This window comes from Pseudomonas sp. SC3(2021) (genome assembly GCF_019856535.1).
Lineage (GTDB): Bacteria > Pseudomonadota > Gammaproteobacteria > Pseudomonadales > Pseudomonadaceae > Aquipseudomonas > Aquipseudomonas monsensis.
Window position 1 is genome coordinate 310,807 of the sequence record NZ_CP082236.1, and the last position, 19,657, is coordinate 330,463.

At 60.3% G+C, this 19,657-nt stretch carries 24 protein-coding genes and 1 pseudogene; 3 read left to right on the forward strand and 22 right to left on the reverse strand.

Annotated elements, in window-relative coordinates; translation table 11 throughout:
• The first annotated feature begins 14 nt into the window (after positions 1 to 14).
• Positions 15 to 941: a LysR family transcriptional regulator gene (locus tag K5Y35_RS01470; protein ID WP_186745204.1), complete on the forward strand. Its 927-nt coding sequence runs from the start codon at positions 15 to 17 to the stop codon at positions 939 to 941.
• Here K5Y35_RS01470 and K5Y35_RS01475 read toward each other — a convergent pair.
• The 3 genes from K5Y35_RS01475 to K5Y35_RS01485 all read right to left on the reverse strand — a co-directional run bounded on the left by K5Y35_RS01475 (position 938) and on the right by K5Y35_RS01485 (position 2,994).
• Positions 938 to 1,300: a diacylglycerol kinase gene (locus K5Y35_RS01475; RefSeq protein WP_042607041.1), complete on the reverse strand. Its 363-nt coding sequence runs from the start codon at positions 1,298 to 1,300 to the stop codon at positions 938 to 940. The two genes, K5Y35_RS01470 and K5Y35_RS01475, sit on opposite strands and share 4 nt — an antisense overlap.
• 76 nt (positions 1,301 to 1,376) lie before the next feature.
• Positions 1,377 to 2,024, reverse strand: a complete 648-nt coding sequence (erdR, locus tag K5Y35_RS01480; protein WP_123465189.1) for a response regulator transcription factor ErdR — start codon at positions 2,022 to 2,024, stop codon at positions 1,377 to 1,379.
• 223 nt (positions 2,025 to 2,247) lie between these two features.
• On the reverse strand, positions 2,248 to 2,994 hold the full coding sequence (locus tag K5Y35_RS01485) for a tRNA-uridine aminocarboxypropyltransferase (RefSeq protein ID WP_123465187.1): 747 nt from the start codon (positions 2,992 to 2,994) through the stop codon (positions 2,248 to 2,250).
• 189 nt (positions 2,995 to 3,183) lie between these two features.
• Here K5Y35_RS01485 and K5Y35_RS01490 point away from each other — a divergent pair, with 189 nt between their 5' ends.
• Positions 3,184 to 3,609 (forward strand): PA3611 family quorum-sensing-regulated virulence factor, encoded by a 426-nt coding sequence (locus K5Y35_RS01490; RefSeq protein WP_123465185.1) that lies wholly within the window; start codon positions 3,184 to 3,186, stop codon positions 3,607 to 3,609.
• Here K5Y35_RS01490 and K5Y35_RS01495 read toward each other — a convergent pair whose 3' ends face one another.
• Positions 3,610 to 3,804, reverse strand: coding sequence for a hypothetical protein (locus tag K5Y35_RS01495; protein ID WP_123465183.1), 195 nt, complete (start codon positions 3,802 to 3,804; stop codon positions 3,610 to 3,612).
• 352 nt (positions 3,805 to 4,156) lie between these two features.
• Between K5Y35_RS01495 and K5Y35_RS01500 the strand changes: the two genes are divergently transcribed.
• Positions 4,157 to 5,275 (forward strand): TIGR00730 family Rossman fold protein, encoded by a 1,119-nt coding sequence (locus K5Y35_RS01500; protein WP_123465181.1) that lies wholly within the window; start codon positions 4,157 to 4,159, stop codon positions 5,273 to 5,275.
• Positions 5,276 to 5,332: 57 nt separating this feature from the next.
• On the opposite strand, the gene recX is transcribed toward K5Y35_RS01500, so the two are convergent.
• The 18 genes and pseudogenes from recX to K5Y35_RS01590 form a co-directional block, all read right to left on the reverse strand.
• Positions 5,333 to 5,803, reverse strand: a complete 471-nt coding sequence (gene recX, locus K5Y35_RS01505; protein ID WP_123465179.1) for a recombination regulator RecX — start codon at positions 5,801 to 5,803, stop codon at positions 5,333 to 5,335.
• A gap of 8 nt (positions 5,804 to 5,811) precedes the next feature.
• Positions 5,812 to 6,870 carry a recombinase RecA gene (recA, locus tag K5Y35_RS01510; RefSeq protein ID WP_003222269.1) on the reverse strand — a complete coding sequence of 353 codons (1,059 nt, stop codon included), beginning with the start codon at positions 6,868 to 6,870 and terminating at the stop codon, positions 5,812 to 5,814.
• Positions 6,871 to 6,953: 83 nt separating this feature from the next.
• On the reverse strand, positions 6,954 to 7,454 hold the full coding sequence (locus K5Y35_RS01515; protein ID WP_123465177.1) for a CinA family protein: 501 nt from the start codon (positions 7,452 to 7,454) through the stop codon (positions 6,954 to 6,956).
• Between the two features lie 68 nt (positions 7,455 to 7,522).
• Positions 7,523 to 8,041 carry a lysis system i-spanin subunit Rz gene (locus K5Y35_RS01520; protein WP_222833547.1) on the reverse strand — a complete coding sequence of 173 codons (519 nt, stop codon included), beginning with the start codon at positions 8,039 to 8,041 and terminating at the stop codon, positions 7,523 to 7,525.
• Positions 8,020 to 8,586, reverse strand: a complete 567-nt coding sequence (locus K5Y35_RS01525; protein WP_222833548.1) for a glycoside hydrolase family 19 protein — start codon at positions 8,584 to 8,586, stop codon at positions 8,020 to 8,022. Before K5Y35_RS01525 ends, K5Y35_RS01520 begins: the two co-directional genes overlap by 22 nt.
• 1,135 nt (positions 8,587 to 9,721) lie before the next feature.
• Positions 9,722 to 9,914: pseudogene (locus K5Y35_RS28045) on the reverse strand (hypothetical protein); the annotation flags it as partial.
• Positions 9,915 to 9,925: 11 nt separating this feature from the next.
• The gene (locus tag K5Y35_RS01535) at positions 9,926 to 10,525 is read right to left on the reverse strand and encodes a YmfQ family protein (RefSeq protein WP_222833549.1); all 600 of its coding nucleotides are present in this window, start codon (positions 10,523 to 10,525) and stop codon (positions 9,926 to 9,928) included.
• Positions 10,513 to 11,559, reverse strand: a complete 1,047-nt coding sequence (locus K5Y35_RS01540) for a baseplate J/gp47 family protein (RefSeq protein WP_222833550.1) — start codon at positions 11,557 to 11,559, stop codon at positions 10,513 to 10,515. The genes K5Y35_RS01535 and K5Y35_RS01540 overlap by 13 nt, the downstream gene beginning before the upstream one ends.
• Entirely contained in the window at positions 11,549 to 11,947 is a 399-nt protein-coding gene (locus K5Y35_RS01545; protein WP_123465166.1) for a phage GP46 family protein, read from the reverse strand. The genes K5Y35_RS01540 and K5Y35_RS01545 overlap by 11 nt, the downstream gene beginning before the upstream one ends.
• A complete protein-coding gene (locus K5Y35_RS01550; protein ID WP_222833551.1) occupies positions 11,947 to 12,456 on the reverse strand; it encodes a phage baseplate assembly protein V in 510 nt (169 codons plus the stop codon). Before K5Y35_RS01550 ends, K5Y35_RS01545 begins: the two co-directional genes overlap by 1 nt.
• A 158-nt stretch (positions 12,457 to 12,614) precedes the next feature.
• On the reverse strand, positions 12,615 to 13,658 hold the full coding sequence (locus K5Y35_RS01555; protein ID WP_186745193.1) for a phage baseplate assembly protein: 1,044 nt from the start codon (positions 13,656 to 13,658) through the stop codon (positions 12,615 to 12,617).
• 3 nt (positions 13,659 to 13,661) lie between these two features.
• On the reverse strand, positions 13,662 to 14,900 hold the full coding sequence (locus K5Y35_RS01560; RefSeq protein ID WP_186745191.1) for a DNA circularization protein: 1,239 nt from the start codon (positions 14,898 to 14,900) through the stop codon (positions 13,662 to 13,664).
• Entirely contained in the window at positions 14,887 to 16,467 is a 1,581-nt protein-coding gene (locus K5Y35_RS01565) for a phage tail protein (protein ID WP_222833552.1), read from the reverse strand. Before K5Y35_RS01565 ends, K5Y35_RS01560 begins: the two co-directional genes overlap by 14 nt.
• 130 nt (positions 16,468 to 16,597) lie before the next feature.
• Positions 16,598 to 16,894: a phage tail assembly protein gene (locus tag K5Y35_RS01570; RefSeq protein WP_007908778.1), complete on the reverse strand. Its 297-nt coding sequence runs from the start codon at positions 16,892 to 16,894 to the stop codon at positions 16,598 to 16,600.
• The gene (locus K5Y35_RS01575; protein WP_007908779.1) at positions 16,891 to 17,238 is read right to left on the reverse strand and encodes a phage tail tube protein; all 348 of its coding nucleotides are present in this window, start codon (positions 17,236 to 17,238) and stop codon (positions 16,891 to 16,893) included. Before K5Y35_RS01575 ends, K5Y35_RS01570 begins: the two co-directional genes overlap by 4 nt.
• A gap of 67 nt (positions 17,239 to 17,305) precedes the next feature.
• A complete protein-coding gene (locus tag K5Y35_RS01580; protein WP_186745186.1) occupies positions 17,306 to 18,802 on the reverse strand; it encodes a phage tail sheath subtilisin-like domain-containing protein in 1,497 nt (498 codons plus the stop codon).
• A complete protein-coding gene (locus K5Y35_RS01585) occupies positions 18,802 to 18,984 on the reverse strand; it encodes a DUF2635 domain-containing protein (RefSeq protein ID WP_123465154.1) in 183 nt (60 codons plus the stop codon). Before K5Y35_RS01585 ends, K5Y35_RS01580 begins: the two co-directional genes overlap by 1 nt.
• Positions 18,981 to 19,565, reverse strand: coding sequence for a hypothetical protein (locus K5Y35_RS01590; RefSeq protein ID WP_222833553.1), 585 nt, complete (start codon positions 19,563 to 19,565; stop codon positions 18,981 to 18,983). Before K5Y35_RS01590 ends, K5Y35_RS01585 begins: the two co-directional genes overlap by 4 nt.
• Positions 19,566 to 19,657 lie beyond the last annotated feature (92 nt).

The following is a 19,657-nucleotide window of genomic DNA, read 5'->3' on the forward strand; positions in this document are numbered from 1 at the left end:
TCGGTTATATAGATATGCGATTTACTCTCCGTCAACTGCAAGTCTTCGTCGCCGTCGCCCAGCAGGAAAGCGTATCCCGTGCTGCGGGTCTGCTCAACCTCTCGCAATCGGCTGCCAGCACCTCGATCACCGAACTGGAGCGCCAGTCCAGCTGCCAGCTGTTCGATCGCGCGGGTAAACGCCTGAGCCTCAACGCCCTTGGCAAACAACTGTTGCCGCAAGCGGTGGCCCTGCTCGATCAGGCCAAGGAAATCGAAGACCTGCTCAACGGCAAATCCGGGTTCGGTTCGCTGTCGGTGGGGGCGACGCTGACCATCGGCAATTACCTGGCAACCCTGCTGATCGGCGGTTTCATGCAGCGCCACCCGGAAAGCCAGGTGAAGCTGCACGTACAGAACACTGCCAATATCGTGCAACAAGTCGCCCATTACGAAATTGATCTGGGTCTAATCGAAGGCGATTGCAGCCACCCGGACATCGAAGTGCAGAGTTGGGTCGAGGATGAGCTGGTGGTGTTCTGCGCGCCGCAACACCCGCTGGCCAAACGCGGCAGTGCAACCATGGAAGAATTGACCCACGAGGCGTGGATTCTGCGGGAACAGGGTTCCGGCACGCGGCTGACCTTCGATCAGGCCATGCGTCATCATCGCAGTGCGCTGAATATCCGGTTGGAGCTGGAACACACCGAAGCGATCAAACGCGCGGTGGAATCGGGGCTGGGGATTGGCTGCATCTCGCGGCTGGCACTGCGCGATGCATTTCGGCGCGGCAGTCTGGTGCCGGTGGAGACACCGGACCTGGACCTGGCCCGGCAGTTCTACTTCATCTGGCACAAGCAGAAATACCAGACTTCCGCCATGCGCGAGTTTCTCGAACTGTGCCGCGCTTTCACCGCCGGGGTGCAGCGCAGCGACGAGATCGTCTTGCCAAATATCGCTTAAAGCAGAATCACTGCCCACACCAGGGCAATCATGCTCAGTGCCACGAATTGTGCGGCGCTGCCCATGTCCTTGGCGTTCTTCGACAGCGGGTGCAATTCCAGCGAGATGCGGTCGATGGCCGCTTCCACTGCCGAGTTCAGCAACTCGACGATCAGCGCCAGCAGGCAGACAGCGATCAACACCGCCTGCTCGACACGGCTGACATTCAGGAAAAACGTCAGTGGGATCAACACCACATTGAGCAGCACCAACTGGCGGAATGCCGCTTCACCGGTGAAGGCCGCGCGCAGACCGTCGAGCGAATAACCGGAAGCGTTGAGGATGCGTTTCAGGCCAGTCTGGCCCTTGAAAGGTGACATAAAGTGAAAACCAACCAAAAAGGAGTGGGAAAGCTAGTTCAACAAAAGTCAAAAAAGCGTGAAGTCGCGCGCTTTATCAGCTCGAAATTGACTCAAGTTGTTGCAGAAGCAAGGCCGCCTGAGTCCGGGTGCGCACATTCAACTTGCGAAAGATCGCTGTCACGTGGGCCTTGATGGTCGCTTCCGACACACTCAGCTCGTAGGCAATCTGCTTGTTCAACAACCCTTCGCAGACCATCGTCAGCACGCGGAACTGTTGCGGCGTCAGGCTGGCGAGGCCATCGCTGGCAGCCTTGGCTTCGTCGGACACGCTGACCGCTTCGAAGGCCTGCGGTGGCCAGAACACATCGCCGTCGAGCACTTTGCGCACCGCTTCCTGAATCACGCTCAGGTCGCTGGACTTGGGAATAAAGCCGCTGGCGCCGAACTCGCGGGACTTGACCATGACCGAGGCTTCTTCCTGCGCCGACACCATCACCACCGGAATCTGCGGGTATTGCCCGCGCAGCAGCACCAGGCCGGAGAAACCGTAGGCGCCGGGCATGTTCAGGTCCAGCAGGACCAGATCCCAGTCGGCCTTTTCGGTCAGACGCGCTTCCAGCTCGGCGATACTCGCCACTTCCACCAGCCGTACATCCGGGCCGAGGCCCAGCGTCACCGCTTGATGCAGTGCGCTACGAAACAGGGGGTGATCATCGGCAATCAGGATGTCGTATGTGGCCATTTTTCAAATGATCCTGTTTTTGATGGCAGACGCGGTGCATTCCGGCCTGACCCAAGCAACTCAAGATGCCGCTTGAAAGCGGTATCCACAGGGGCACGTTCAACGCCAATAACCAGCAAACACGGCGTTTCAAACCTTGGCCGCACCCTAAACGGCGCCAAGCATGCCCAGCGTTAACCGGGTGGTCAAGCAGCACCGCCCCTGCGCTGTACAGTATGGGCCACTATTGGGCCAACACCGCTTGCGGCTTTCGTATAAAGGGTCGCAACTCGGCATGGGCCGGCGTCGACTCGTTGACGTCCCGTTGCTGTTTGGCGCCCAGATAATGCTGGCTGAACACGTCGAAATAGGCATCCAGCGCCGAGGCGGCGTCGCTGTCGCCCGCCAGTTCCAGGCACAACGCTGCCACTTCGGCGGTGCACAGATGCTCGCTGCGGGTCGAACGGCGCAAGCGGTAACGCGACAGTTTGTCGGGCAGCAGGCTCAGGATCGGCAAACGGTCGAAATACGGGCTCTTGCGAAACATCTTGCGCGCTTCGGTCCACGTTGCGTCGAGCAAGATGAACAGCGGGCGCTTATGACTATCGGCGGCAACGGCGTTGGTCACCCGCGACGGTTCGACGTACTCGCCGGGGAACACCAGATACGGCTGCCATTGCGGGTCGTTGAGCAGCGCCAGCATCTGCGGGTCGGGCTCGGTGCGCGACCAGATGAATGCATGGTTGTCCCGCACCACATCGGCAATCAGCCAACCGGTGTTGCTCGGTTTGAACACTTCCTTGCCGGTCATGATCAGGCACACGCCAGAGCGCGTTTCTACACTTGGCCGCCAGGCACACAGGCAATGGCTGCTGATCACCCGACAATCGCGGCAACGTTCGGAACGAAAGCCACGGGCCTGAATCGGTTTGATGCCCTCATCCTCGCGCTGATCGCGCAGGCGGGCTACGGCATTGGGGGCGTGATTCATCGCAGGCAACGCCGACAGACAGGAAAACTCGACACGAACAGCACTCGGCAAGGCAATAAAGGCCGGCAGTTTACCAGAGCGACGGGCACAAGCCTGTACCGTCCAGACCGGCTCCCCTATAATTCGCCGCCACTGAACGCACAGCCCCTTGGCTGGTCGAACCACCAGTCACCGAATCAGGAGAGTTTCATGCTGCGCCTAATCGTTCCCACCGCTGCCATTCTGCTGGCGTCGTCCTTCACCGCTCAAGCGGCATCCTTGAGTGAGCAGAATCTGAACAGAGAGCTGCGCAACGTCGCCGCTCAAAGCAGCGTCGGCACGCCACGGGCCATCAACGAAGACATTCTCGATCAAGGCTACACCGTCGAAGGCACGCAACTGATCAACCACCTGAGCGTGCAACAAAGCCACGCCGACAAAATGCGCGCCGACCCCAAAGCCGTGTATTTCCAGTTGGGCGCCTCGGTGTGCAACAACCCGTCGTACCGCAAACTGATGGCCAAGGGCGCGATCATGCGTTACGACTTCACGGAAGTGAAAACCAACAAGGCGATCGGCTCCGCGAGCTATCAGGAATCGGATTGCCCGAAAGCGGCCCCGGCGAAGAAGAAGTAATCATCGTGAATTGGCGCGCCGCTGTTCATCCTCGGCGCGCAGTTCGGCCAGCAAGGCCTGTAAATAGCGTGAACGACGCTCCCCGCCTGCCAGTCTGCGGCAGCACTCCTCTTCGAGACTGATTTGATTGGCCTCGGCCGATGCCTTCAACATCCGATACAACTGCGCATCAATCTCCAGAATCACTCTGGCCATGTGTCCCGCCTCCTTGCCAACCGCTAATCCTTGAATAGCGTGCACCTTGCGTACGGTCGTGACGCAAAGTTGTCGTACGGCGCCTTTAAGTTAGTTAATCAGAGCGTTTGGCCGCCGGCGTACGTTCGGACGAGCGGTGACGAGATCGGCCCCTACCTCCATTAGCGGTTGCCAGGCACAACGTTGCGGCGCAATGATCAAGTCAGCGCAAATGCTCGCAAGGGTCTAGATTCAGAGTATTCCCGATCACGTGCAAACGGCGGCCAAGGACCTGCCGATCGGAAGTGTTATTGCAGCGCGGCACTGACGCCGCATGTCAGGGCCACTCGCTCTGTGCATAAGGAGACGTTGAATGCCTTACCAACCGAATGACCTGCTCAGTCGTCATTTTCAGGAAAACGGCCCCGACCTCATCAGCAAGGTCGAAGAACAACTCAACCGTGTTTCCCCCAACAGCCCGAACATTCCCATCTACCGCGACATGATCCTGACCGTGCTACGCATGGCCCAGGAAGACCACAACCGCTGGAACGCCAAAATCACCCTGCAAGCCCTGCGTGAACTGGAGCAGGCGTTTCGGGTGATGGAACAGTTCAAGGGACGACGCAAAGTCACGGTGTTCGGCTCGGCGCGCACGCCAGTCGAACATCCCCTGTACGCCATGGCACGAGAACTCGGCGCCGCCCTGGTTCGCTCGAACATGATGGTCATCACCGGGGCCGGGGGCGGCATCATGGCGGCCGCGCATGAAGGGGCCGGCCGTGATCACAGCCTCGGTTTCAACATCACCCTGCCCTTCGAGCAGCATGCCAACCCCACCGTCAACGGCACCGACAATCTGCTGCCGTTCCACTTTTTCTTCACCCGCAAGCTGTTTTTCGTCAAGGAAGCCGACGCGCTGGTGCTGTGCCCGGGTGGCTTCGGCACGCTGGATGAAGCACTGGAAGTACTGACACTGATCCAGACAGGCAAGAGCCCGCTGGTCCCGGTGGTCTTGCTGGACACACCGGGCGGCACGTTCTGGCAGGGCGCGATGGACTTTATCCGCCAGCAACTGGAGGACAACCACTACATCCTGCCCACCGACATGAAGCTGATGCGTCTGGTCTACAGCGTCGAAGAAGCAGTAGAAGAGATCAATCAGTTTTACAGCAACTTCCACTCCAGCCGCTGGCTCAAGCGTCAGTTCGTGATTCGCATGAATCACAAGCTCAGCGATCAGGCGCTTGAGCACATGCAGTCAGCCTTCGCCGATTTGTGCCTGAGCGACCAGTTTCATCAACACGCCTACAGCGGCGAAGAACACGATGAAGCACAGTTCAGTCATCTGGTGCGGCTTGCCTTCGCCTTCAATGCCCGCAATCACGGACGTTTGCGGGCGTTGGTGGACTACATCAACCTGCCGGAAAACTGGGCACAGTCCGCACCACAAATCGCGCAACGCAGTCGCGAACCGTCGAAGGTTATTTGAAGGCAAAAAAAAAGCGGCCCGCTATTTCCATAGCGGGCCGCTTTTTATTTAACCGTGTTAATCGTCCATGTGCCTGCCGCTGAACAAGCGGTTGATCATCTCCATCGAGAACCCCCGATAAGCGAGAAAACGGCCCTGTCTGGCCCGTTCCTTGGCATCGTTGGGTAGCTGCCCGGAGAACTTTCGCTGCCACGTTTCCTGAAGTTGCTCCTGCCAACTGATACCGCTCTCGCGCAGGGCGACTTCGATATCGGCACGTTGCAAGCCACGCTGGCTCAACTCTTCACGAATTCGCAGAGGGCCATAGCCGGAACGGGCACGGTAGGAAACAAAGCTTTCAAGGTAACGGGCTTCGGACAGCAGTCCCTCTTCCGTCAAACGGTCGAGGGCTGTCTCGATCATCTGCGCCTCAGCGCCGCGCTGGCGCAGTTTGCGCGTCAACTCGACTCGACCATGCTCGCGACGTGCGAGCAGGTCCATGGCGGTTCGCCGCACCGCGACGAGCGTATCAAGTACGGCGGTGGTCATCGCTGCAATCAGATATCAGCGTCAGCCAGGTCGTCTTCAGTCTCTTTGACTGCAGAGGCCTTGGAATCGGCGATCACGGCTGGCGACAGCAGTTTGTCACGCAGTTGCTTCTCGAGCTTGGCGGCGACTTCCGGGTTGTCCGCCAGGAACTTGGCCGAGTTGGCCTTGCCCTGACCGATCTTGGTGCCTTCATACGCATACCATGCACCGGACTTCTCGACGAAACCGTGCAGCACACCCAGGTCGATCATCTCGCCGTTGAGGTAGATGCCCTTGCCGTAGAGAATCTGGAACTCGGCCTGACGGAACGGCGAAGCGACCTTGTTCTTCACAACCTTGACGCGGGTTTCGCTGCCGACCACTTCGTCGCCTTCCTTCACCGCGCCGGTACGGCGGATGTCGAGACGAACCGAGGCATAGAACTTCAGCGCGTTACCACCGGTAGTGGTTTCCGGGCTGCCGAACATCACGCCGATCTTCATGCGGATCTGGTTGATGAAGATCACCAGGCAGTTGGCGTTCTTGATGTTACCGGTGATTTTACGCAGCGCCTGGGACATCAGGCGGGCTTGCAGGCCCACGTGCATGTCGCCCATTTCGCCTTCGATTTCAGCCTTCGGTACCAGGGCTGCCACGGAGTCGACGATGATCACGTCAACGGCGTTGGAGCGCACCAGCATGTCGGTGATTTCCAGGGCCTGTTCGCCGGTGTCCGGCTGGGACACCAGCAGGTCGTCGACATTGACGCCCAGCTTGCCGGCGTACTCAGGGTCGAGGGCGTGTTCGGCGTCGACGAATGCGCAGGTCGCGCCGGCTTTTTGCGCCTGGGCGATCACGGACAGCGTCAGTGTGGTTTTACCGGAAGATTCAGGACCGTAGATTTCAACGATACGGCCTTTTGGCAGACCGCCGATGCCGAGTGCGATGTCCAGACCCAGAGAGCCAGTGGAAATGGCCGGGATCGCCTGACGGTCCTGATCGCCCATACGCATTACGGCACCCTTGCCGAATTGACGTTCGATCTGACCCAGGGCCGCAGCCAAGGCTTTCTTCTTGTTGTCGTCCATTAAAGTCCTCACGTAATCAATAAGGCCTGACGGCCAACACCTGTATAAGTAGCCAGTATTATTCCACAGCGTTCGCGGATCGCCTACCCCTGATTTTCGATTTCTCGTGCCGCTAGTCGCAGGAGCCCCTCTAGCGCGGCCTTCACCGTTTGTCGGCGGACCTCGTCGCGGTTGCCGGGGAAGTGCTGAACTTCGCTGCTCAGCGCATCGCCGACACCAAAGGCCAGCCATACGGTACCCACCGGTTTGTTCGGCGAGCCGCCGTCAGGGCCGGCAATCCCGCTGACCGCCACGGCAAACCGCGCCCGGCTGTGTTTCTGTGCGCCGCGCACCATCGCCTCGACTACTTCGCGACTGACCGCGCCCACCGTACCGAACAATTCGGCGGGCACATTCAGTTGCTGGGTTTTCTGTCGGTTGGAGTACGTCACGTAGCCGGCCTCGAACCATGCCGAACTCCCCGGAATGCGGGTGATCGCTTCGGCAATACCGCCACCGGTGCAGGACTCGGCGGTGGTGACGTGGGCGTTGAGCAATTGCAGGCGTCGGCCAAGTTCGGCAGCCAGTTGAGTGAGGTCTTTCACGGCGTGCTCCGGATCGGGTGGAATGCCTACCACCGTACACGAGCCGGTTGCGCTTTCAATACACAGACTCATTCAAAATGTGCGGGCGCCAGCGCTCTGACATAGGCCTGACACGCCTGCAAGGCAATCAGTCCGCGGTCGCCTGTGTCGGTGATGGCGATAATTCGTTGAGCATGCGCCGGGTCAAGTCGGGCGCGTACGGTTGCATGATCCACGCCGCCGGCGCTGGCGGCGGCTGGCAGGTTGCAGCCTTTGGCAACGTCGCTGGCGTCGAGAAGGACTGACAGGCGCACATCAGCAGTGGCAAGACGATCGCGCAGGCGATCCTGATCACGTTGGGCATCGCTGAGTGCTCGATAGTGGGTTTGTTCACTGGCCGCGAGGCGTTGCTCGAGGGTCAGACGTTTATCCTGCTCGGCCTGCTGCGCGGTGGCAGCCGTCAACGTCAGTTGATTGAGGGTCTCAGTGTTTAATCGCGCCTGCTCGGCCAATTGTCGCCCGTAACGCCAGTCCTGAAATTGCCAGGCCGCAGCAAACGCGCCAGCGGCCAGCAACAGAACGCCGATCATTCGCCAGGGGATTGGCATAGCACCGCCCTCGCCCGCGCCCAGATGTCGAGGCGATCCTGCAGGCCATTCAACCCGCCGTTGATTCGGCGAGTGATGCTGTTGAACTGATCGCGATCGGCCAGTTCGTTCAGGCCGTTCAGTTCCCAGAACCACGCCGCGGATTCGGCTGCCCATTGCGGTTGCTCGAGCAATTCGGGCAACGACAGCAAGCGCTCATCGCCGAACAGTCCGAGGCTGCATTGGCGGTAGTTGCTGCGCCCGGTGATCTGGATCAGTCCGCGACCACGGTACCTTTGCCCATCGCCGTCAGCTTCGGGGGTGTTGCCCAGACGCAAGGCCAGCGTGCCGGTGTCATATTTGCTCAGGTATTGGTTGTTGCCCAACTCGCGCACGTACTGCAATTGCCCCGATTCATGGCCGACCTGCGCGAGGAACGCGGCGATGCGTTTGGGGCTGTCGATGTGACGCCGGGCCATGGCGGCGTTGAGCACAGAAACAAAAACGCCCGCTTGAGAGCGAGCGTTGGGCAGGATGGCCTGCAGGGTCAAAGTATTAAGCAACATTGGCGCATCCTTTGCGGGGCACGACGCAGAGGTGTTGTTTTCTGCGCTGTTCATTGTTCAGGTAAAGGCGTCAGAACACCGATCCCGGGGCAGCGTTCGAGGAACGCGAGATATCGGGAGTCGGTGTCGGCAACCTTTCCTTGTGCGGGCCAGACGACAGGGTCCTGAGGGCATGAAAATATCGACTGGATAGTGGTTTCTTTTTCATCGGAAAACTGCACGTGGATAACAGACATTTGGCTGACCTCTCAGATGTAGTAGCTGCCGGAGACAATGTTGAATGCGCCGGAATTGGTGTTGGCGAAAGTTACGTAGATGGTTTGCGGAACCAGCAGCGGCATCATCACCGAGGTATTTGAGTAGGAAACCTGGTTCGATACAGCAGCCGATGCCGTGGCGACCTGGAATGCAACACTGGCCAGCGGTGCAACAGAAATACCAACACCAAGCCCGACCTGGTTTTGCATCGAGGATATATAAAGGCCAACGTGGGTGGCATTGGGTGGTATATGACCGGCAATATTGACGCCTGTCATAACAGTACTGCCAACCGTTGCGCTGTAAAGCGAGCGGTTTTCAATGGTTATCTGACGCCCCAACTGATACGCCACACGCATCTGACCTGCGGCGTTGGTCGCCAACACGCTCACCAGCGCCGAAGCTGTATAACCGGCAGGCATAGAGGTGCTGCTGTAGATGCGTGGCGCGACGACACCGGTCGAGTTGACTGCCATCAATGCCGAGGTAGCCGTACTGGGGTTGTAGATGACGTACAGGGCTACATACCCGTTTGCCACGACAGCGCCGTTATCCGTACCACCGGCACCGGCAGCCCCCAGGTTGATCGTGCGGTTGAAATTAGTCAGCCGATAGGAGCGTCCCAAAACTGTACTGACGATGATTTCATCAGCGGTCATTGTCGCGATCTTGGAGTCTGCCGGAATAAACATCCTCAGATTAGTGGCTGCGCCCGCTAACGGCAGAGCCGTCAGCAATCGCTGCTCCAGCTTGAACGGTGAAACTGCACTTTCATCATCCGTCGCAGCATTGATCTTCTGCTGGGTGGCGATCTTCACCGTTCCCTGAACAGCTTCAGTTGCCGGCTTGGTCTGATTGGTGATCAGACTGACGATCGACTTTTTCAGCTGAGTACTATCCGCTTCGTCAGGGCTAATACCGGCTTCAATGATGACGTTAAGTATCTCGCTCGTCACGTTGTTGCCCCACACGGCAGGGATCAACGATCCCGGTGTGCCGGTAGTGATGTTTTCATCGACAAACTTGCCATCGACCAGGCCGATAGCAGGTACGCTTTTTGGAAAATCCATTATTAGATCCCTTAGTTGTAATTAATAAATACCAGCGTGTGCGCCGGTGCATTGCGGTGGATGAGGCACTCCAGGGCACTGCCCGGATTAACCCCGAAGCGCTCACCCCAGTAGCTGGCCCCGAAACGCCGCCCCAAGCTCTGGCGTCCGCCCGTGTTGAGAACCCATATGTATTGCGACCGCCAACTGCCAAAACACGATCTGCCAAAACGTGAACGCCCCATTCGAGGCACTTCGAACTCAGTTACAAATGCGTTGGGATACCCTTGGCTGCGGGCAATTTCGATGAAGTACGTTGCGTTTTGCGCGCCTACTGCCGTAAGCCGCTCCCGCACTGCTATCCGTCGATCACCGAACAGTGGCGTGGCGCCGAGGCATGGGTCGGGCAGATCCATCACCCGCTCCCAGTCCGGCACCAGTTCGCTGACGCCGGCGGGGTCCATTTCGTTGAGCAGGTCGGCGGCGCGGGCGTCGAGGCGTGCCAGTTCGACGGCGACGCCTTGCAGGACTTCTTCGAGCTCCGGGACTTGCTCCGGGTCCCAAGCGGGACCGGCGGGCAGCAAGGCGCGCAGTTGCGCCTGATATTGCGCGGCGGTTTTTATGCCCCCCATACGCAACCTCCGAAAGTCAGCAGTTCGCTCTTGCCGGCAGACACGTCAGCCGCCGGTGCGGTGAGCGTGTGATCGTATTCGCCGCCGGCGCTGCTGATGGCTTCGCGGATATGGCTGATCAGCAGCGGCACGCCGAGATCGGCCTCGCGGTTGTGCAGATCGCGCAACTGCGCTTCGACCGCCGCGCGCACGGCGGTGGTGTCGGGGTTGACGCTTTTGAAGCGATAGACCACCGGCACCTGAATCGGTCGCTGCACATGCACCTCGGCAGTCACCGGACGCAGCGGTTCGATGTAGTCCTGAACCTCGGCCAGTTGCTCATCGTTCGGTACCGGTTGCGGATCGTCGTCGCGCATGATGAACACCGTCACCGTGCCCGGGCCGAGCAAGCCGCCACGGCACCAGGCGCGGGTCACGCCCGGCACCTCCAGCGCCCAGGTTTCATAGTCGCTGGAGGAGCCGCCGTGGGGGATAACGCGATAGGAGCGAATCACTCGCGAGCGCAACGACTCCAGACTTTCTCGCGCCACACCGCCGCTGAGCCCCGGCGCCAGAACGACAAAACTGCTGCCGACGACACCGGCAATAGGCTGCACCGGCGTCAGCGTCAGACCCGCGTCGGCGTTGCCGAGGCTGCCGGCGTCGAGCGCAGCGATTGTGGTGCTGTTGCTGCCATTGCTGGTGGTGCGCGCAGCGGTGACTTTGTAGGTGCGGCCATCATTGGATTGCAGCAACGTGTCAACATCGAGCACGGCACCCGCCGTCGCAGTAAAACTCACACTGCCGGTGGCCGCTTGTGCAGGCTTGCGCGGCTGGTTCAGACGTAAAGTGGCGATGCGCTCCAGCGTCGATTCATCGGCCTTGTCGGGCAAGATCTGTTGGGCAATCCAGTCGAGATATCCGTACAGACCATAAACCGCGCCGCCGAGGGTACGGGCCAGCACTTGTGCATCGGACTGGCGCAGCGAATCGCCGGCCAGGTCGCTTTGGGTGCGCTTGATCAGCACCGGCAGCGAAGGGGTTTCAAACGGCATAGATCACCTGCCAACTGTTATCGGGGTTGATGTCCAGACGTTCGCCGTCGGCCAGGGTCAGGACCGTGCGCAGGTTCAGGCGCTGGGCGTCGAGGCGTTCGCTGATGATGTCGATGGCACGGCAATGCCCGTCGTCGATCAGCCATTGCAGGGCTTCGCGGGCATAGAACTCGGCGTCCATCTGGGTCTGTCGGCTCAGCTTGACCCGGCGCAACAGCCACAGCCGCGAGCCGATACGGTCATCGGCAACGGTGGGAAAACTGTCGCCCCACCAGCCGAAGCGTTCATCGTCGTCGAGGGCGTCGTCATTGGCGGCACGGCGCCAGGTGAACAGGCTGATGAGCACGGCACGGGTCAGTGCAGCGTGGAGGTTCTGGCTGACAAACATCACTGGCCTCCTGCCGGCGCACCGGTCTTGCCGCTACCGGGCTGCACGTCGACGTGCACATGTTTGATCTGGCTGATGCCACCGGCGAGCTGGTCGCCGGTGGAGACGATCTTGCCGGTCTGGTTGATCACCGGCGTATCGACGTTCACAGCGTTCGTGGCGCGGATGTTCAGCGTGGCGGTTTCGATGTCGATGATCCGCCCGCGCTTGAAGTGAATTTTGTCGCCCTCGTCGGTGTAGATCGCCACTTCGCCGGCCGCCAGCGCTTGCAGGCGATAACGCCGATCAGCGATGACCAGCGCGATGGCATGGGAACGGTCGCCGCCAAGAAAAGTGACGACACCTTCGGCACCCGCCAATGGACGACTGGTGAACCCGTACGGTTCGAAGTGCTCGACGTCGTCGTTCAGTTCACCGGCGGTGAGGCGCATTTGCAGCGATTGCAGCTTGGATGCCGAGTTGGCGAGCACGACGGTGCCGCGCGCCAGCAGGCGTGTCAGTAGGCTCATGATGTTGTCCTCAAGGCTCGGCCAGGCACAGACAAACCCAGTGGGAGCGGGCTTGCCCGCGTTGGCGGTGAGTCAGGCAAAGATGTGTTGCGGCGACCGTCGCTTTCGCGGGCAAGCCCGCTCCCACAGGGTCCAACGGCGTTTACAACAGTTCAGGCTCAAGCCTGTTTCGGTGGGGTTGGATCAGGATCGAACGTATGCGGTGGCGCCACTTGCAGCGTGGTCACCGAACCTTGTGCCGACAGCGAATACGTCACTTTGGAAATCAGCATGTCGCCGTCAAACCCCAGTACCGGATCCTTGACCCGGACCAAGGTGTTGTGGCGCCATAAATCACCATTGGACTGGCGCCAGCCCTGCACCTGATAAGTCGTGGTCTGGGCCCGCCCGACACGGGTGGCACTTTCCCAGAGGGCACGTTGCAACGACAGGTCAGGATTGATCTGCAGGCCTTCGTTGATCACCGTCACGCGTCGGCGCTTGTACCCCAGATCGGTAGCAATCGACTCGATCTCGCTGACCGCCGCCCCGCTCTTCTGATCGTTGCCTTTTTGTTGGCCAATCACCCGATATTCGGAAAACACCTGGCTGTAATCCATCGCTGCACTGGCCGACAAAATGTTCTTGCCCAGTTCCAGTACATCACTGGCCCGGCCACTGCTGCCAGGCCGGGCCAACAACAGCCGGCCTTGCGCGTCATCGGTGGAGAACACCCGAAACAACGAGAGCAAACGGTCGATGGATTGAAACACCGTCTCGCCCGGGACGATGGTGTAGCTGCCGAGTCGCGCCGTCTCCGCAATCTCGCTGACCACATTGACCTTATAGGAAGACGCCAGCGCTTCGACGATGCTCAGCATCGGCTGGTTTTTCCATTGGTTCGGGCGATTGATCGCGGCGCAATCCACCAGATCCTGGGTACAGGAACTGCCTTCGATGCTCAGACTGATCTGCCGCCCGTCATAGCGGATCGGCGCCTTGAACACATACCCGGTCAAGACCAGATCCTTGCCGATGCGCACCTCGCAGGCATCGCCGGCGGCGATGCGCTGATCCACGGTCTGGCCCGGCCATTGCCAGGTGATATCGAGTTTGAACGTACGAAACTGGCGCTCGAGATCGGCGGTGATTTCAACACTTTTCCAGCCGCCGTATTCCATATCGCCTACGGTCAGCGTGACGCGATTATCCATCTCGCTCATGGCTCACTCCCTGGAGACTTTCACGTCATTGGGCGACAGGAACCCGGGATGGGCAGCCGCATTGCGCTGGATCACTTCAGTGACACGCGTGGCGTCGGTGAATTGTTTGTAAGCCACCACCAACGCCGGCAGGCTTTCCTGGAAGGACTTGCTGACCAGTCGCACACCAGACGAGGCGACAGCCTTGAGGTGCGCATTCAAGGCATCCTTCACGTCATTGATCGCTTGAAAGTGCGCTGGTCCGGCCTTGTCCAGCATCGGATCGAGCGCCACTGCCACCGCATCACGCAACGCCTGCATGTCGTCCGTGACCGGTACTTCCTGACGGCTGACCGGCTGCCTGGATTGATGATCCAGAGACGGTGTCGATGACAGCTTCACCGGTGTCGACGCCACGGGCATGGAAGCTACCCATTGCGCCACCTTGACCAACATCGTGTCCTGCACCAGATCGGCCATGGCTTGCGCCGCTGCCGTGGTGTCCTTACCGGTGGTGAGCTTCGGCGCATCGGCCTTGCGGATCGCTTCGAGTTGTTGCGACACGTCGGCAATCACGCCACGGTAGCCTTCCCTGGCGAACGCTTTCAGTTCCTTGATATCGCCGAGCAGGCCCTTGAACTCTGCCGCCACTTCCCTGGGCAGCTCCTTGACCGCCTTGACCAGTTCAGTGATCTCTTTGTACTGGTCGATCAGTGGCTGGAGCTGTTCCTTGATCACCTCGTAGACCCCGGTCAGGCTGTTACGCAGATTGGCAATGCCGATCCGCGCTGCCTTGATCAGCGTCATTGCCTGTTCGAAGCGCGCCACCGCCGAACCCAACAGCGTGTCGGCCTTGGCCAACAGGACTTTCTGGGTGCTGACGCTTGCGGTCGGAAACGGCAACGGCTGGTCGGGATAGAACTTCAGCGTGAACGTGACCAGCCCACCGTCCTGGCGGGTGTGGGTCATGTCGCATTCGCCGACCTTGACCTGCAGGCGCCCCAGCCACGGGTGCACCAGCTCGCCACTGCCCTGCTCCAGCGCCTTGAGCAGCTTGTCGCGCTGCTCCAGGCAATCGGCGCCGACGATGAAGGCCGTCAGATCGTGGGTCTTGGCCTGCTGGCCGAGATCCTCGAAAAACGGCAGGTCGCGTTGCGGATATTCGTGCAACTGACCTTTGCGACCGACCGGGGTTTTCGCCTGATCGATCCAGAACCCGACACCGCGAAAGGATGCCGGCAACAAACGGTCACGCCAGTTCATTGGAACCTCCCACGGACAGCGAGCGATAACCGATGCGCGACGACAGCGCCAGGCCCGGTTGATTGGTGTGCGGTTGATCGGTGCGCAGCCCGACCGGTGCATTTTCGAAGCGCACGGTCAGGCCGCCTTCGAGTTGCGTCCGGTTGTTGGCGGCGCTTTGCTGGATCAGGGTGTTCGAGGTTTGCACCAGTGAGCCGCCCTGCAACACCGGCTTCTCTGGCACCGGCACTGCGGCCGGCAGGCTGCCCGAAGGCGACAATTCGATCGAGGGCGATTCGCTGTTGCCCTTGAAAAACACCGGCGCCAGCTCGCCTTTGCCTTCAGCATTGGTTTTCAGCTGAGCCTGAGTGAAGACATCCACCCGGGCCTTGGCGTCGGCAATCAGTTCACCGAAACCGCCGTTGAAAAACGCCTTGATCGGGGCGATGGCGTCCTGAAACTTCTGCGCCCACTTTTCAATCCAGGCCGTGACGGGGGCCCAGTTCTCGATGATCTTTTCCAGCGGCGACCAGCCCAGTTGCTCACGAATAATCGCGTAGGTCGCGAGGAACGGCAGCTTGATGTAATCCCAGATCGCCGTGAACACGCTGACCACACCGCCCCAGATTGCCTGAATCACTTCAAGCGGCGACCAGTCGAAGAAGCTCTTGAGAAACGCCTGCACGGGGACCGACACCGCCCTGAGCAAATCCCAGATCGAAGAGAACAGACTGACGATCGGTCCCCAGTTGTTCAGAATCAGCCCTTGTGGCGAATAGTTGAACACGGTCTTGTAGAACTCGATCACCGGCGCCGCAATCGCTTTGAGGCCGTCCCACAACGCCGAGAAAAACGCCATGACCGGCCCCCAGTTGCTGATCAAAAGCCCCAACGGCGTGTAGCTGAACATCGTTCTGAAGAACTCGGCCATCGGCACCACCACCGGCGCGATGGTCTGCCAGAGCCCGATGAAAAACGTCGAGAGCGGTTTCCAGTAAGCCACGATCAGACCGGCCGCCAGGGCAATACCGGTAGCGATCAGCATGACCGGATTGGCTTTCATCACCAGGCTCATCACGTCGAGCACCTGGGTCGCACCGGTCACGGCGGTTTGCATCGCCGAGAAGGCAATCGCGCCTGCCGCCAGGCCTTGCACCAGTTCAGGGTTGTCATTGAGCAAGTTGCCCACCCCGGTCATCAACGGTTCCAGCCCGACCACCACCGCCCCCACCGCCGGCACCAGCGCGGCATTCACTGCCGTGGACACCTTTTCCATCGACGCACTGAACACGTTCATGTTCTGCGCAGCGACTTTCGGCGCGGCGGGCAGGTCGACGGTTTTCGCCGTCTCGCTGACCTCGGTCAATTTGCCTTGAAAGGCTGCCGCCGATTTGATGCCGTCCACAAACGGCGTGATCACGCTGCCGCCCTTGAACAGCCCGCTGATATCCAGCTTGCCAAGGCCGGTCTGTTCGAGGTTTTTCTTGAAACTCTCGACCCTGGCCCGGAGGGCGCCGAGTTTGGGCGACAGCTCATCAATGCCCGTGATCAGCACCGGCGTTTTCACTTTCTTGTCTTCGTCTGCCATCACTGCACCTGCTGCATCGCATTGATCCGTTGCGCGTGCTCCAGCGATTCGCGGAGCACATCCAGTGGCCTGGCCATCATCTGTTCGGGGTCAACCTTCCAGAACCAGGCCAGGTCATAGGCGACGGCGATCAGGTCGGTGATGGCGCCGACGCCGCACTCATGAAAAAACTCGCGACGGCCCAGCTCAGCGCGTTGAGGTCTGCCAGATCGAGCTGGTTGACCGACGACGGCGGAATGCCGGCGCACACCGCGATGTACTTGGCCGCCACATCCATGTCGAGGCTGACTTCTTCGCTCTTGTCGATCTTGTACGGCAGCGCCTTGATCGCTCGTACTTCCTGCACCGTCGGACGGCGCAGGACGAGTTCGGTCAGGGGCTCGCCGTGAGCTTCGATCGCAACCTGAAGCTTCACGGCGCCGCTCATTGCCAGGTCCCCTTGATGCCTTCGAATTTCAGTTCGATGGTGGCGTCATCGCCCTTGGAGACCGGCTCTTCGACCAGATAGGCACCGGCCAGCACGTAGACTTTGCCGTTGCTGAATTCGCAGGTGACGGTGATGTCGGTGCCTTCGATCAGCTTCTTCAGCGGGAAGTCGGCGGTGTGCAGCGCGGTCACTTTGAACGACGGCGCAATGTCGGTTTCCTTGTAGAAGCCGGGTACGACGGTTTCGCGTTTGACCGCCATCAGCGGGGCTTCGCAGCCGCCGTTGATGGTCAGTTGTGCGCCGTCGACTTTGACGTAGCAGGTGCCTGCAATCAGTTGACCCATGGTGTTACTCCCTTCAATAAAAAAGCCCACGCGAGGTGGGCTGAAATCGCACGTTCAGACGCTGTTTTTAAGCGGCGGCGTCGTACTGCAGACGGAATTGGTTGAGCAGTGCGAACACGCGCAGACCGTTGATGTAGTCCGGCGGGAACAGCACGTTCACGCGGCTCGGATCCTGCACGTCGCGCTCGACGATCAGGTGCTCGGCGAACAGCTCAGCGTTCTCCACGTGGCCTTCCAGTTCCAGCTTGGCGTACTGGGCGATCAGCTCGCCGCGAATGGTCGCCGGAGTCACGATCGGCTGGCCGGCGCCGAAACGGGTGCCGTCGGAAGCCAGTTTGTGGCGACCGTATTTGCTGGTGATCACGCTTTGCAGACGACGCACGATGAACGCCGACTGGTGCATGGTTTCGCTGTCCAGGTAGGAGTTGTCGGCCTGGCCGTAAGCGTTCTTCTGGTAGGTGGTGATCGAACGCTGGATGCGCACGTAACCGCCTTCGTAGTAGGCCGTGGCGATGCCGTAGTTGAGCAGCGACTGACGCTCGGTCAGGGTGAAACGCTCGCTGGCCGGCGCCGGATCAACGCCCGGCAGGCTGCCGCTTTGCGTCGGACGGCTGGCGTCGGCAGAGATGAACACGGCGGTGCGGGCAGCCAGTGCGGCGGCCTGTACCCAGACCGGTTGCGGCACGCCCGGCTCCAGCGCCTGAATGGTCATGTGCTGATCGTTGCGTGCCTGGCCTGCAGCGACCAGGGTCCCCACAGTGCCGCGTTTGGCACTGTAGACGTGACCGAACAGTTGCTTGGCCCAGGACCAGCGACCGGTGCTGTCATCCATGACCGCTTGCCAGGTGTTGAGGGTCGACAGATCGGACCACGGCAGTGCGATGAACTCGAACGGCTCGTCGCCCAGTGCCGCCACGGCAGCGATTTGATCCGGCACGCCAACGCCACCGGTCATCGGGGTAATGGCCGTGACCAGACCCGCCGGCGTTTCTTCGCCGTTGCTCTTGCCCAGACGGTTGAATTGCAGGCTGATGTCGTTACCGCTATCGCCGGTCCATTTGGCGCTCAGGGTCACCACGCCTTCGGCGGCCACGGCACTCACTGGCAAATCCGCCGTGGCATTGACTTTGAGCGCCAGCGCGGTGGCGGCCTGTGCGGCAGTCGCGCCGGTGACGACGCTACTCTGAACGCGCACGCCGCCGACGTACAGATTGAGCACCCCCGCCTGCGTAGCGGCACCGGTCAGGGTCAGTACGCCTTTGGCGATGCTGCCTTCGCTGTTGTGCAGCGGCAGGCACCAGATTTCACCGACCGGATCGGACTTGCGGAAGGTCTCGTACATCGAGGCGAGCATCGAGCCCTGTCCACCGATGCTTTTGGCCAGCGCCACGCTGGAAACCAGCACCAGTTTGCCAGCATCGGCCGGCGCGATATTGTCGTTGACCTGAGCCACGATCAAACGACGCATGCTCGAGCTCGCGGTATTGGCGGCCGAGTTGTCCATCTCGGCGTAGAACAGCGGTACACGAATGTCCGCGGGGATGTTGCTGAATCCGATCGCCATTATTTGGCTCCCTGTGGTTTAGCCGCTTTTGCGGTTTTGAGTGTGATGTCGCCGTCGGCCAGACGCCGGCGCCACCAGGCGCTGTCCAGCACTTCACGGCCTTCGAGCGGGAGCAGATCGCCCGCCTCCGGGTCAGGTACGGCACGGCCAATGACCGGCAGCACAGTGATGCGTTTGCTCATGGGGTTACGTCTCCAGAGAAAGTCAGTTCCACGCGCCCATCGGGGCCCGGGCGTTTCAGGTTGGGGTCGGCCGGGTCGATCGCATCGACCCGAACCGTGGCCCCGCTAAAGGACGACAAACCGTCCAGTTCGCGTTCGTGCCAACTCTCCGCAGGCTGACTCGGCAGATTGCGGCCGAGCTGGAACTCGGCAAAAAAGCGCAGCCGGTAGAACCCGCGACTGCTGTTGATCGAGACCATTTCGCCGCCGTCATAGACGATGGCGCCGTAGCCGTCGCCCGGCTTGAACCCGACCAGTGCGCGCCACAGCTCGGCGCGCAGGTCATGCAACAGATCCAGCGCTTTTGTAGCGTCGGCTGCGTCAAGCGCGAGGACGATTTCGAAGCGGTCGCGGATTGGTTGGGCGATGAGGTTTTGCGCGGTGCTGTTGCTGGCCACATCGGCGATTGGCAGCACGTGGGCCGAAGGTGTTGGCAGATCGGTGTTGCCTTGCAGCAAGGCCAGATCGACACCGACGGCAATGTGGTTGGCAAGGCTTGGGCATTGCGCACGCAACTGCGTGAGGATCGGGGTGATCTTCATGAGGGTGTTCCAGAGTTGAGTGAAATGCGGTCTGCAGAACACTGCAAAAACCTGTGAGAGCGAGCTTGCTCGCGAAAGCGGTGTTTCAGTCG